This is a genomic window from Nocardioides sp. (genome assembly GCF_035429765.1).
GTDB lineage: Bacteria > Actinomycetota > Actinomycetes > Propionibacteriales > Nocardioidaceae > Nocardioides.
Map to the genome: position 1 here is coordinate 1 of NZ_DAOMFK010000086.1, position 12,737 is coordinate 12,737.

The following is a 12,737-nucleotide window of genomic DNA, read 5'->3' on the forward strand; positions in this document are numbered from 1 at the left end:
GGTACAACCTTCCGTGCCGTGAAGCGTAGATGAACGCCTCGACCACCTCGCGCTGCCGCGCGCGGTCGACCTCGACCCCCTCGCCCTGGCCACGCACCCGCCGCCGGGCGCGGCTGGCCAGCTGCCGGCAGGCGACCGGGCTGCGGCCCAGCGTGGCGGCGACCTCGTCGAAGGAGAGCCCGAAGAGGTCGTGCAGGCAGAAGGCGAGCCGCTCGGCCGGGGCCAGCGTGTCGAGCACCACCATCAGGGCGCGGCCGACCTCATCCGCGTGCTCGGCCTCCGCGGCCGGGTCGGGCGCGACGTCGACGACGGCGCTGGGGTCGGCCCCGAGGTCCTCGCGGCGGGAGGCGCGGGCGCGCAGGTGGTCCAGGCAGACCCGAGACAGCACGGTGGTGAGCCAGGCCGGCAGGTTGTCCACCTCGGAGACGTCGCTGCGCGCCAGGCGGAGCCAGGTCTCCTGGAGCGCGTCGTCGGCCTCGTGCACCGTCCCCAGCATCCGGTAGGCCACCGCCCGCAGGTGGGTGCGTTGCTCCTCGAATACCGCGGTCCGCTCGTCCATGGTCGTCACATTCTGCTCGGTGCATCCGTCGTCTCACTGACGACGCCGCGGTCGCGACTGTGACCGCCATACCACCAAGGAGACGAGAGATGAGTACCACGATCCGCAGCCTGGTCGTTCCGGTGACCGACCTGGAGGCCGCCAAGTCCATGTACACGGCGCTGTACGGCGCCCCGCACACCGACCAGCCCTACTACGTCGGCTACGACGTGAACGGCTTCGAGGTCAGCCTGGCGCCCGCCGAGCGGACCGACGGGCCAGTGGCCTACGCGGACGTCGAGGATCTCGACGCCAGCCGGGCCACCCTGCTCGCAGCCGGCGCGATCGAGGTCAGTGCGCCGCGTCAGGTCGGGCCGCAGGCACGGGTGTGCGTGCTCGCCGATGCGGACGGGAACCCGATCGGCCTGCGGGGGCAGTAGCGGCCTGACGAGGACCGGGCGGCTCGGGCGGATCGGGTGAGCTGACGTCCAAGGTGCCCTGGTGGTCCCGGAGGAAGCGGTAGCCGTGAGGGCTGGTCCACAGGTAGGAACCGGGTTCCAGGACCTGGTAGCGCCAGGGGCTGTGCGTCTTCAGCCGATGGTGTCGTCTGCAGAGCACCGCGAGCTGGCAGGTGCAGGTCGCTCCCCCCTGGCCGTAGGGCACCACGTGATCCCGGTCGCAGGAGTGCTCATCGGGAGCGGTCGGCCGGGCCGGGCGGGTGCACCAGGGGAACACGCAGCAGCCGTCGCGCTCGGTGACCGGCTCGGCCACTCGCTCGGGGATCTCGTACTGGTCCACCCGGACGTGGTCGGCCAGGTCCAGCACTGGACGAACCCGGACCGCCACCCCCGGGACACCGCACCAGGCCCTGACCTGCTCGACCGAGATCGGGGTCCGGGTGTTCTCCACCCGGGCCACCAGGCCGGGCTGGATGCCGCCGGTACCGGTCAGCGCGGCCTCCGACAGGTGAACGTGGAGCTCGACCCGGCGGCGTGACCGCCTGGGGGTCGTCACGCCGGAGCCGGGTGCGGGCTCAGCCAGGTCGAGGCTGAGCTGGGTGCGTGCCAGCTCGCCGACCGCCATCGCCCGGCGCACGTCGAGGGACTCCCCGCACCCGAGGTCGGCCAGCCTCCTGGCGCCTCGCCCAAGGGCGTGGTCGAGCTCGAGGGCGTCGGCCAAGTCCAGCTCGGCATCAACGCGGACGGTGCCGTCGAAGGAGACCTGGCGCGTGTGGAAGCTCACGTGGCGCGACTCGGCCGCCTCGCGGGCACGTCGCAGCGCCTGGGCGGGCATGAACCGGACCTCGGCCTCGGCCACCAACCGGTCCAGCTGGGCTGGACCCACGCGGTGCGCGACTGGCGCGACATGCTGGTCGACGAACTGCGCCGCCTCAAGGCTCAACGCCATGGTTGCCCGGGCGACCCGGCGCGCCCGCCAGGCTGTCAGCTCCTCACGAACCAGACGACCCCACAGCCGCGGCAGGCGGTAGCGGATCTCGACCGCCTCGCCCAGCAGCGCCTTCCCCGCGTCCGTGCTCATCCCGAGGGCGACAGCGAACTCGGCCACGCACCACTCGCCCAGCAGGGGAGCTCCGGGACCCGCCACCGGGACCGGCGCCGCGTCCAGCTCGCCGGTGCGCCACCCAGCCGCGTCCTGCGGGTCGGTCACGCGGTGAATGACCGCCCAGTCGACCGCGTGCGAGAGGATTCGTCGCTCCGCGGCGTCGGCCAGGGTTCGGTCCGCACGCGCCGCGCGCAGCACCGCCGCAGCGGTCCCCGGGGTGCGTGCCATCCGATCCATGACGCCTACGCTAGGGGGCACCACCGACACTCGTGACTCGGAAACCGTGTTCTCCACAGCGCCTCATGTCACGAGTCGATTACGATATTCGAACGTGTGTTCCCGGCCTGCTCAGGCCTCGCCCTCGTCCTGCCGGTGCAGCCGGGACTCGTCGAAGGGGAAGCGCAGCTCGCGCTGACGCGCGATCGCCGCACCGATCAGGCCGGAGAACAGCGGGTGCGGCCGGGTCGGCCGGGAGCGGAGCTCCGGGTGGGCCTGGGTGGCGACGTAGTAGGGGTGCACGTCGTAGGGCAGCTCGACGAACTCGACCAGGCCCAGGTCCGGGTTGGTCCCGGAGAACACCAGCCCGGCCGCCTCGAGCTGGTCGCGGTAGGCGTTGTTGACCTCGTAGCGGTGACGGTGGCGCTCCATGATCGAGGCCTGGCCGTAGGTCTCCCGCACCACGGTCCCCGGACGGAGCTCGGCGGGGTAGAGCCCCAGCCGCATCGTGCCGCCCAGGTCGCCGGCGCCCTCGACGAAGGACTTCTGCTCCTCCATGGTGGCGATCACCGGCTCGGGGCAGTCGGGGTCGAACTCGGTGGAGGCCGCCTTCTCCAGGCCGGCCACCGAGCGGGCGTACTCGATCACCATGCACTGCAGCCCGAGGCAGAGCCCGAGCGTGGGGATGCCGTGGGTGCGCGCGTAGGTCAGTGCACCGAGCTTCCCCTCGATGCCCCGGATGCCGAAGCCGCCCGGGACGCAGACCGCGTCCACGTCTCCGAGCTGGTGGCGCGCACCGGCCTCGGTCTCGCAGCTGTCGGAGGGGATCCAGCGCACCGAGACCTTCGCCTCATGGGCGAAGCCGCCGGCACGCAGCGCCTCGACGACCGACAGGTAGGCGTCCGGCAGGTCGATGTACTTGCCGACGAGCGCGACGGTGACCTCCTCCTTGGGGTGGTGCACCCGGCGCAGCAGGTCGTCCCACACGGTCCAGTCGACGTCACGGAAGGGCAGGTCGAGGCGGCGTACGACGTAGGCGTCGAGGCCCTCGCGGTGCAGCACCTTCGGGATGTCGTAGATCGAGGGGGCGTCGGCGGCGGTGACCACCGCCTCCTCGTCGACGTCGCACATCAGCGAGATCTTCCGCTTGATGCTCTCCGGCAGCTCCCGGTCGGCCCGGCACACGATGGCGTCGGGCTGGATGCCGATGGAGCGCAGCGCGGCCACCGAGTGCTGGGTGGGCTTGGTCTTCAGCTCCCCGGAGGGGCCGATCCACGGGACCAGGGAGACGTGGAGGAAGAAGCAGTTGGCGCGCCCGATGTCGTGGCGGACCTGACGCGCGGCCTCCAGGAACGGCAGTGACTCGATGTCGCCCACCGTGCCGCCGATCTCGGTGATCACCACGTCGATGGGGGGCTCGCCCTCCGCGACCTGGTCCATCGCCCGGATCCGGTCCTTGATCTCGTTGGTGATGTGCGGGATCACCTGGACGGTGTCACCCAGGTAGTCCCCGCGCCGCTCCTTGGCGATCACCGAGGAGTAGACCTGCCCGGTGGTCACGTTGGCGGACTGGTTGAGGTTGGTGTCCAGGAAGCGCTCGTAGTGGCCGATGTCCAGGTCGGTCTCGGCGCCGTCGTCGGTGACGAACACTTCGCCGTGCTGGAAGGGGTTCATCGTGCCCGGGTCCACGTTCAGGTACGGGTCGAGCTTCTGCATGGTCACCCGGAGCCCGCGCGACTTCAGCAGGCTGCCCAGGCTGGAGGCGGTGAGCCCCTTGCCGAGCGAGGAGGCGACGCCTCCGGTGACGAACACGTGCTTGGTGGGCGCGGCAACCTTCACGGGGTTTTAGCCTACCGGAGCGTGACCGCGCCGTCCGCACCCGACGCACCGTAGGCGTGACCCCTGGTGGCCGGCCACTCGGTGAGGACCAGCACCGTGGTCACCTGGCCGGGCAGCTGGTCGACCCCGTCGACGGTGGTCAGCGACGAGGTCGCGGGGTCCTCACGCAGCCGGGCGAGCCGCCCGGAGGCGCCGTCGGCCGTGTCGGCCGCGACGACCAGGCTGCCGACCTGTCGGGACAGCCCGGCCAGCAGTCCCGCGTAGATCGGGTCCTCCTCGGCGCCGGTGTCGTCCCCGAGCAGGACCACCACCCGGTCGGCGCGGGACGCGGGGGTGCCCTCGGTGCTGACCAGGTCGGCGCCGGCGAGGCTCTGCCGGACCGAGTCGGTCATCGGGCTCGTCGCAGCGCCCCCCTGCTTCGTGGTGGCCATCGCGAGACCCAGCAGCTGGCCCATCCTGTCGTAGGTGGTCGCGGTGGGCTCGATCCCGGTCCGCTTCAGCTGCGTCATCAGCTGGCTGCCGAGGGTGTCGACCAGCGCCTTCTCCCCCGTCGAGACCAGCGACGGCTCCACCGTCCACACCGCGGAGACCATCCCCCCGGCCTCGGCCACCTGCGTGCGCACCGCCTCCTGGGTGGACTCGGGCACGCCCGGGAAGACCAGCACGGCCACCGGGTCCTTGGCCAGGCGGTCGGCGTACAGCCGGGCGGAGGAGCGGTCCAGCACCTGGTCGGCGTAGCCGGCGCTCTCCCGGGCCTGCTGCAGCCGGGCGGCGTCGGCGGCGCTGGTCCCCTCGGCGGCCCGGCCCAGCTCGGCGAGCGGTCCACCGCCCAGGGCCACCCCGGCGGCCAGGGCCAGGAACACGGCCACGACCGTGACGACGTGGTAGCGGAAGGAGATCACGAGAAGAGTCCTTGGAGATCGTCGAGCAGGGAGCGCAGAGCGGGCTCGGCGTCGTGCAGCCACTGCTGCCCGACCGGCGTGACCGCCACGGCGGCGGCCAGCGCGACCAGTCCGGCGAGCAGCACCACGAGGACGTGCCAGGGCCGGACCCGCCCGGAGTAGAGCTGAGGCACGGCCGAGGCGTCGACGAGCCGCGGGCCCACCGTGAGCCGGGTGAGGTAGGTGCTGGCCAGGCCGGGGCGCTGGCGGTCCAGGAACTCCACGAGCGTGGCGTGCATGCCCACGCCCACCAGCACCGACGCACCGGCGGCGTCAGCCAGCAGCAGGGCGGCGTCTTCGGGAGTGGCACTGGTCTCCAGGCGCAGCGGGCGCACGCCCAGCCGTTCGACGGCCTCCACCGCGCTGTTCGAGCCGCCGTGGTCGACCCGGACGACGACCTCGCGGGCCGCGCGCAGTGCCTTCCTGCTGGGCGCGTCCACGCCCTCGGCGCGTCCGTCGAGCACGATCACGTCGGGCTTGAGCCCGGCCGCCAGCAGTGCGTCGGCGCCGCGCTGCACGCCGATCAGCACGGCCTGCTGCTCCCGGGCGAAGCGGGCGACCCGGGCGAGCTCGGCACGGTGGTCGTGGGCGGGCACCACCACGACCACGGGCCGTCCGGCGACCGGCGTGCGCAGGGTGGGCAGCCCCGTCCCGTGCAGGAGCAGATCCTGCTCGCGGCGCAGGAACTCCGCGGAGTTGTGCACGAAGCTCTCCAGCTGGCTGGCCATCCCGGTCCGGGCCGCAGCCATCTCCGCCTGCACCGCCTCGGCGTCCAGCACCCGGCCGGAGGCGACCAGCCGGTCCCCGACGTACACCTGGCCGCCGTCGAGGCGGACCCGGGCGCCGTCGGGGATGGCGGCCAAGGCCTCGGGCCCCGCGGTGTCGACCACTGGGACACCGGCCTCGACCAGCAGCTGCGGCCCGAGGTTGGGGAAGCGGCCGGAGATCATCGGGGCCGCGTCGACGACGGCGGCGACACCGGCCTCGACCAGGGCGGCCGCGGTGGCCCGGTCCAGGTCCAGCTGGTCGAGGACCGCGACCTCCCCGGGACGCAGTCGGGTGAGCAGCGCCCCGGTGCGGCGGTCGACGCGGGCGACGGCCTGCAGGCCGGGGAGCTCGGGGGCGGGGCGCTGGCGGACGGGCATCTTCATGACCCGGCAATCCTGACACCGGCCGCTGCCCCATCCGTGCAACTCTCCGGGCTCCGCGAGTCGCCCTGCGGGCCTGGCTCAGGAGCCGGTGCGGGCGGCCTCGAGGAGCTCGCGGGCGTGGGCCAGCGCCGGGCCGGACTCCTCGACCCCGGCCAGCATCCGGGACAGCTCGCGCACCCGCTGAGCGTCGTCCAGGACGGTCAGCCCGGCGGTGGTCACCCGGCCGTCGCTGGCCTTCTCGACGACCACGTGCCGGTCGGCGTACGCCGCCACCTGGGGCAGGTGGGTGACCACCAGCACCTGGGCGCAGCGGGCGAGCTCGGCCAGCCGCCGGCCGACCTCCAGGGCGGCCTTCCCACCCACTCCGGCGTCGACCTCGTCGAAGACGAACGTCGGCACCGGGCTGGTGCCGGCCAACGAGACCTCCACCGCGAGCATCACCCGGGACAGCTCGCCGCCGGAGGCCCCCTTGTGCAGCGGCCGTGGCTCCCCACCGACGTTGGCGGCCAGCAACAGCTCGACGTCGTCCAGCCCGGCCGCGGTGTACCGGAGCCACTCGCCGGCCACCAGCAGCGGCCCCCCGGCGGCCTCGGCATCCGGCACCGGCGCGGGCGAGTGACGCACCGCGACGGTGAGCCGGGCGTGCGGCATCGCCAGCAGCGCGAGCTCGTCGGTGACCGCCGTCGCGAGTCGTTGTGCCGCCTCCTGGCGGGCCCGGGAGAGCCGCAGGCCGACGTCGGCCAGGTCGGCGCGCAGCCGGGCCCGCTCGGCTCGCAGCCGTTCGACCCGGTCGTCGGTGTCCTCCAGGTCGAGCAGCCGACGGCCGGCCTGGTCGGCCCACGCGAGCACCTCGTCGGCGGTGGGGCCGTACTTGCGGGTGAGTGCGGTCAGTGCGGCCCGGCGCTCCGACACCGCGGCCAGCCGCGCCGGGTCGGTCTCCAGCCGGGCGGCGTACGACGCGACGTCCGCGGCGAGGTCGGCGAGCAGGTAGCCGACCTCCCCCAGCCGGTCGGCCAGCTCACCGGCCTCCGGGTCGTGCTCGCGCACCCCGTGGAGCAGGACGCGGGCGGCCGAGGTGGTGGCCAGCGCGTCCGGCGCGCTCTCCTCGCTGGAGAGCGCCTCGCGGGCCTGCTCGGCCGCCGTGCGCAGCGTGTCGGCGAACCCGAGACGAGACTCCTCGGCGGCCAGGGCGGCGTCCTCGCCCGGCTCCGGGGACACCGCCTCGATCTCGGCCAGCCCGAACCGCAGCAGGTCGGCCTCGCGGGCGCGCTCGCGGGCGTGGGACACCACGTCGGCGAGCTCACGCTCGGTGGCGAGCAGCGCGGTGTGCCCGTCGGCCCACTCCGCCAGCAGCCTGCCCAGCTCGGGTCCGCCGAACCGGTCGAGAGCCTCACGCTGCGCCTGAGGCTGCAGCAGCCGGTGCTGGTCGGACTGCCCGTGCACCGCGACCAGGGCCTCGGTGACGCGGGCGAGGGTGGAGACCGGGACCCCGGCTCCGCCGACGAAGGCACGGGAGCGACCCTCGGCCGAGACGGTGCGGCCGAGCACCACCCGGTCGTCCTCGACCTCGCCGCCGACCTCCTCCACGGCGGCCGCGAAGTGGGGCAGGGACTCCGCCGAGACCACCCCCTCGACCCTGGTCGCCCGGGCCCCGGAGCGGACGGCGCCGCTGTCACCGCGTGCTCCGAGGAGCAGCCCCAGCGCGGTGACCACCATCGTCTTGCCCGCACCGGTCTCGCCGGTGATCACGGTGAGCCCGGGACCCAGCTCGAGCGTGGAGCTCTCGATCACCCCCAAGGAGGCGATCCGGATCTCCTCAAGCATCCAGGCCCCCGCGGTTGCGCCGCCGCTGCTCCGCGGCCCCGCGCCACCCCTGGACGGGAAGGGCGAACTTGGCCACCAGCCGGTCGGTGAAGGGCGCCGGGTCCAGCCGGGCGAGGCGGACCGGGGTGGCGCCGCGGCGTACCTCGATGCGCGCTCCGGCGGGCAGGTCCACCATCCGGCGGCCGTCGCACCAGAGCACGCCGGTCCCGTCGACGTGCTCGAGCAGCTCCACGACGATCACCGAGCCGGGGGCGATCACCATCGGCCTGGCGAACAGCGCGTGCGCGCTCAGCGGCACGATGAGCATCGCGTCGACGCCGGGCCACACGATCGGGCCGCCGGCGGAGAAGTTGTACGCCGTGGAGCCGGTCGGTGTGGCGCAGACGACGCCGTCGCAGCCCCAGCGGGAGACGGGGCGGCCGTCGACGCCCACCACGACCTCGATCATCCGCTGCCGGGCGGCCTTCTCGACGCTGGCCTCGTTCAGCGCGAACGTGTGCGCGACCAGCTCCTTGTCACGGTAGACGGTGACGTCGAGGGTGAGCCTGTCCTCGGCGGTGTAGCGGCGGGCGACGATCGCCGCGATCGTGAGCTCGGCGTCCTCCGGCTCGGCCTCGGCGAGGAAGCCGACGTGACCGAGGTTGACCCCCAGCAGGGGGGTGATGCTGTCCCGGGTGAGCTCGGCGGCACGCAGGATGGTGCCGTCGCCGCCCAGCACCACGGCGAGCTCGCAGCCACGGCCGGCGTCGGTCGCACTGTCGGTCACCTCCACGGGCGGGTCGACGTCGTCCGCCCCCAGGCCCAGCTGGCGGGCGTCCGCCGTGACCAGCCGGACCTGCAGCCCGTGCCGGGTCAGCGACCGGCAGAACTCGTGCGCCAGGTCCCGGATGTCCTCGCGTGCGGTGTGGGCCACCAGGAGCACCCGTCGCACCTCGTCGGTTGCGCTCACGGGTCCACCCTCTCACCCGGGTCCCCCGGCGCCTGCCGGCCCATCACCTCCGCCCGCACCGCGGCCTCGTCGACCTCGGCCGGACCCCGGCGGAGCCAGAGGAAGAACTCGACGTTGCCGGCCGGCCCCGGCAGCGGGCTCGTGGTCACCCTCCGGGCGCCCCACCCGCGCGCCTCGGCGGCCGCGGCGACCGCGAGGACCGCCTCGGCGCGCAGGGCAGGGTCACGCACCACCCCGCCCTTGCCGAGCCGGTCCCGACCGACCTCGAACTGGGGCTTCACCATCAGGACCAGGTCACCGTCCTCCCGGGTCACCCGGAGCAGGGCGTCGAGGACCAGGGTGAGCGAGATGAAGGACAGGTCCCCGACCACCAGGTCGACGGGTCCGCCGAGAGCGGCCGCGTCGAGGTCGCGGACGTGGGTGCGGTCGTGGACGGTGACCCGCGGGTCCTGGCGCAGCCGCCAGGCCAGCTGCCCGTAGCCGACGTCCACCGCGAGCACCTCCGCCGCGCCGTGGCGCAGCAGCACGTCGGTGAACCCGCCGGTGGAGGCGCCGGCGTCCAGGCAGCGGCGCCCAGAGACGGTCAGTCCACCGGGCTCGAACGCCGCCAGCGCACCGGCCAGCTTGTGTCCGCCCCGGGAGACGTACTCCGGTCGACCAGCGTCCTCGACGACGACGATCGCGACGTCGGTGGTCACCGCCGTGGCCGGCTTGGTGGCCGACGCGCCCTGCACCTTCACCCGGCCGGCGAGGATCAGCTCCCGGGCCTGCTCCCGGGAGCGTGCCTGGCCGCGGCGGACCAGCTCCGCGTCCAGGCGCAGGCGACGGGGCGGCACGGGCCTCAGACGCCGGGCTGGGCCTCGGGCTGGGCCTCGAGGGCGACCCGGAGCTGCTCGTGGGCCCTCTCGAAGACGGTCACGTGCTCGGAGAGGGGCTGCCCGTCCAGTCCGGCCAGCGAGTCGAGCACCGCGTCCACCCGCAGGTTGCCGGTGCGCAGGGCGGGGTCGGCGGCGCGGTCGTGGTCCTCGAGGGGCTGCTCGGTCATGGAGCGAGGGTATCCGGTCCGTCGGCCAGACCGCCGACGTCCACCGGTGTGCCGGTCCGGTCCAGTGCGGCCCAGGCCGCCGTCGCAGCCGCACGCCACCAGTCGTCGGGAGTGCCGCTGCCGCCGACCGACAGCCTGCCCTCGGCGACCACGGCGCGCCAGCCGCCGCAGTCGGCGCCGTCCGCGGTCAGCGTCGGCTCCGGGTGCGCCCGGAGCAGCCCGGTCAGCCCGGAGGCCACGTACGTCGGGCGGTGCGGGGTGTCGGCCGCCACCAGCTCGGCCAGGCCGGTGACCCCGGTGAGCACCAGCAGCGAGGCGACCCCCGCCTGTCGCGCGCCCTCGATGTCGGTGTCGAGCCGGTCGCCCACCATCAACGGGCGGCGGCCGCCCACCCGGCGGATCGCCTCGTCGAGCAGCGGTCGAGCCGGCTTCCCGGCCACCTCCGGGGTGACCCCGGTGAACTCCGCGAGCATCCGCACCAGCACGCCGTGGCCCGGGGCGGGTCCGAACGACGTGGGCAGCGTCAGGTCGGTGTTCGAGGCGACCCACCACAGTCCGTCCCGGATCCGCACCGCGGCCCGCATCAGGTCTCCCCAACGGACCTCCGGACCGTAGCCGGTCACGACGGCGGCGACCGCGTCGTCCTCGGCCGAGCGCACCGGCACCAGGCCCTCCTCGAGCAGGGCCTTGGCCAGCCCTTCGCCGCCGAGGGCGAGCACCCGACTCTCGGGTGGCAGCCGTGCGGCCAGGATGCGGGCCGCGGCCTGGGCCGAGGTCACCACGTCCTCCGGCCACGCCGGCACACCGAGGTGGACGAGGTTCTCGGCCACCGCCTCGGGGGTGCGCGAGGCGTTGTTGGTGACGAACGCCAGGCGCATCCCCGCGTCACGGGCCGAGGCGATCGCCGCCGGCGCGCCGTCCACGGCCCGCCCGCTGAGGTAGACGACGCCGTCCAGGTCGAGCATGGCGAGGTCGTAGGCCCGGCACAGCGGCGTGGGCGACGACCCGAGCACGTCCCGTCTCCTTCCCACGAGGGTCCTACGATGCTTGCGATGGATGAGTGCAGCGTGGTGGCGCCGCCCTACCTGGGTCGGCCGTTGCGCCTGCACGCCTTCCGCGGGACCACGCTGGCGCCGCGCCGGATGGGCTGGCCCGGGGTCGCCCGGGCGCTCACCCGAGCCTACCGTGACGCCGACGCCGAGCTCGCCGCGCTGGACCGGGCCGGACACCTCGTCACCGACGAAGAACCCGCGCTCTACCTGCACGAGTACTCCGCCGGAGGGCTGACGGTGCGCGGTCTGGTCGGAGCCCTGGACCTGGCCCGACGCGCTGCGACGCAGGCGGAGAGCGCCGTGGTCCCCCACGAGGGGATCCATCCCGAACGGGTCGAGGGCCTGGCCGAGCGGATGGTGGCCTTGCACCTGCAACCCGCACCCATCCTGCTGGTGCACCGTGGACCCGAGCCGGTGCGCCGCCTCCTGCAGCGCACCGTCCGGACGCCCCCCGACCGGGTCTTCACCGACCGCGGTCGGCAGCACCACCGGATCTGGGCGCTGCGCGCCCCGGCCGACCTCGAGCTGCTCGACCGGGAGCTGGCCGGGGCCGTGCCGATGATCGCCGACGGCCACCACCGCTACGCCGCCTACCTCGGCCTCCAGCAGTCGCGGCCGGGCACCGGCTGGGACCACGGGCTGGCGATGCTGGTGGACCAGAGCGACACCCCGCTCTTCCTCGGCGCCATCCACCGGGTGCTGCACGGGATCACCCTGGACCAGGTGGCCGAGGTGGCCGTGGCACACGGCTGGGCGCTGCCCCTGCTCGCCCGGCGTCAGGCGCTGGACGCGCTGTCGGCCTCGACCGCGGTCCTCACCGACGGGTCGCGCTGGGCCGTGCTGCCGCTGCACCTCCCACCCGGCGAGACAGCCGTCGACGTGCTGCACGACCTGGTCCTGCCCGCGCTGCCCGGCGGGGTGCCGGACCTCGCCCACGTCCACGACGTCGAGACCGCGATCCGCCAGGCACGACGGCGTGGCGGTGTGGCGGTCCTGCTGCCCGCCCCGGACTTCGACCTGATCCACCACCTGGTCGCCCACCAGCGACTGCTCCCGGAGAAGGCGACGAGCTTCCAGCCCAAGCCCGGCGTCGGGGTGCTCATGCGGGCCGTGCCCGACGGATGAGCCGGGCCTCGGCCACCTCGACCTCGACCCGCGACACCGGACCGGCGGCTCCCCGGAAGAACCTGCGCCGGACCGCTCCCACCACCTGGACCACGTCGCCGGCCCGCCAGCTCCGCACGGTGCGTCTGGCCCGTCCACCCCAGACCGCGCACTCCAGCGCGTCCACGCCTACGCGACCGCCACGGGACGGCTCGGGTCGGGGCACCACCAGGCGGAACGTCCACAGCGAGTCGCCACTGGGCAGGATCCGCTCCGAGGGTGGCTGGGAGATCCGCCCGACCAGCCTCACCTCGTTGACCGCCTCGGCGGCCCCGTTCTCCGATGTCATCCCGGCTCACCTCCGAGGACCACCCTCGCGGTGGCCGCCGACGGCCGCGCCCGGCGGCACCAGCGCCTGTGGAGAAGCCGCGGTCACCAAGAGCCTGTGGGTGAAATGGGGGGTAAATGGGGTAGAGGCCACCGGGTGGGTGGCCTCTACGGGGTGTGTGTCCGGC

At 74.2% G+C, this 12,737-nt stretch carries 13 protein-coding genes; 2 read left to right on the plus strand and 11 right to left on the minus strand.

Annotated elements, in window-relative coordinates:
• The coding region (locus PLP61_RS09570; RefSeq protein ID WP_324502434.1) for a sigma-70 family RNA polymerase sigma factor at window positions 1-559 on the minus strand (559 nt) is incomplete at its 3' end.
• A gap of 89 nt (window positions 560-648) precedes the next feature.
• On the opposite strand from PLP61_RS09570, the gene PLP61_RS09575 reads away from it, so the two are divergent.
• Window positions 649-978, plus strand: coding sequence for a VOC family protein (locus PLP61_RS09575; protein WP_324502435.1), 330 nt, complete (start codon window positions 649-651; stop codon window positions 976-978).
• Here PLP61_RS09575 and PLP61_RS09580 read toward each other — a convergent pair.
• From PLP61_RS09580 to PLP61_RS09620, 9 genes are all read right to left on the minus strand, one after another.
• Window positions 890-2,338, minus strand: coding sequence for an HNH endonuclease signature motif containing protein (locus PLP61_RS09580; protein WP_324502436.1), 1,449 nt, complete (start codon window positions 2,336-2,338; stop codon window positions 890-892). The genes PLP61_RS09575 and PLP61_RS09580 overlap by 89 nt on opposite strands.
• A 111-nt stretch (window positions 2,339-2,449) precedes the next feature.
• Complete coding sequence (pyrG, locus tag PLP61_RS09585; RefSeq protein WP_324502437.1) at window positions 2,450-4,156, minus strand: CTP synthase; 1,707 nt, start codon at window positions 4,154-4,156, stop codon at window positions 2,450-2,452.
• An 11-nt stretch (window positions 4,157-4,167) separates the two neighbouring features.
• Entirely contained in the window at window positions 4,168-5,058 is an 891-nt protein-coding gene (locus tag PLP61_RS09590) for a copper transporter (protein WP_324502438.1), read from the minus strand.
• Entirely contained in the window at window positions 5,055-6,248 is a 1,194-nt protein-coding gene (gene steA, locus PLP61_RS09595; protein ID WP_324502439.1) for a putative cytokinetic ring protein SteA, read from the minus strand. Before steA ends, PLP61_RS09590 begins: the two co-directional genes overlap by 4 nt.
• A gap of 78 nt (window positions 6,249-6,326) precedes the next feature.
• The gene (recN, locus tag PLP61_RS09600) at window positions 6,327-8,072 is read right to left on the minus strand and encodes a DNA repair protein RecN (RefSeq protein ID WP_324502441.1); all 1,746 of its coding nucleotides are present in this window, start codon (window positions 8,070-8,072) and stop codon (window positions 6,327-6,329) included.
• Window positions 8,065-9,021 carry an NAD kinase gene (locus PLP61_RS09605; RefSeq protein ID WP_324502443.1) on the minus strand — a complete coding sequence of 319 codons (957 nt, stop codon included), beginning with the start codon at window positions 9,019-9,021 and terminating at the stop codon, window positions 8,065-8,067. Before PLP61_RS09605 ends, recN begins: the two co-directional genes overlap by 8 nt.
• Window positions 9,018-9,857 (minus strand): TlyA family RNA methyltransferase, encoded by an 840-nt coding sequence (locus PLP61_RS09610; RefSeq protein ID WP_324502444.1) that lies wholly within the window; start codon window positions 9,855-9,857, stop codon window positions 9,018-9,020. Before PLP61_RS09610 ends, PLP61_RS09605 begins: the two co-directional genes overlap by 4 nt.
• 5 nt (window positions 9,858-9,862) lie before the next feature.
• Window positions 9,863-10,066, minus strand: a complete 204-nt coding sequence (locus PLP61_RS09615; protein ID WP_324502446.1) for a hypothetical protein — start codon at window positions 10,064-10,066, stop codon at window positions 9,863-9,865.
• On the minus strand, window positions 10,063-11,079 hold the full coding sequence (locus tag PLP61_RS09620; protein WP_324502447.1) for an HAD-IIA family hydrolase: 1,017 nt from the start codon (window positions 11,077-11,079) through the stop codon (window positions 10,063-10,065). The genes PLP61_RS09615 and PLP61_RS09620 overlap by 4 nt, the downstream gene beginning before the upstream one ends.
• Before the next feature lie 39 nt (window positions 11,080-11,118).
• Here PLP61_RS09620 and PLP61_RS09625 point away from each other — a divergent pair, with 39 nt between their 5' ends.
• A complete protein-coding gene (locus tag PLP61_RS09625; protein WP_324502449.1) occupies window positions 11,119-12,243 on the plus strand; it encodes a DUF1015 family protein in 1,125 nt (374 codons plus the stop codon).
• Here PLP61_RS09625 and PLP61_RS09630 read toward each other — a convergent pair.
• Window positions 12,218-12,571 carry a single-stranded DNA-binding protein gene (locus tag PLP61_RS09630; RefSeq protein WP_324502450.1) on the minus strand — a complete coding sequence of 118 codons (354 nt, stop codon included), beginning with the start codon at window positions 12,569-12,571 and terminating at the stop codon, window positions 12,218-12,220. The genes PLP61_RS09625 and PLP61_RS09630 overlap by 26 nt on opposite strands.
• Between the last annotated feature and the right edge of the window lie 166 nt (window positions 12,572-12,737).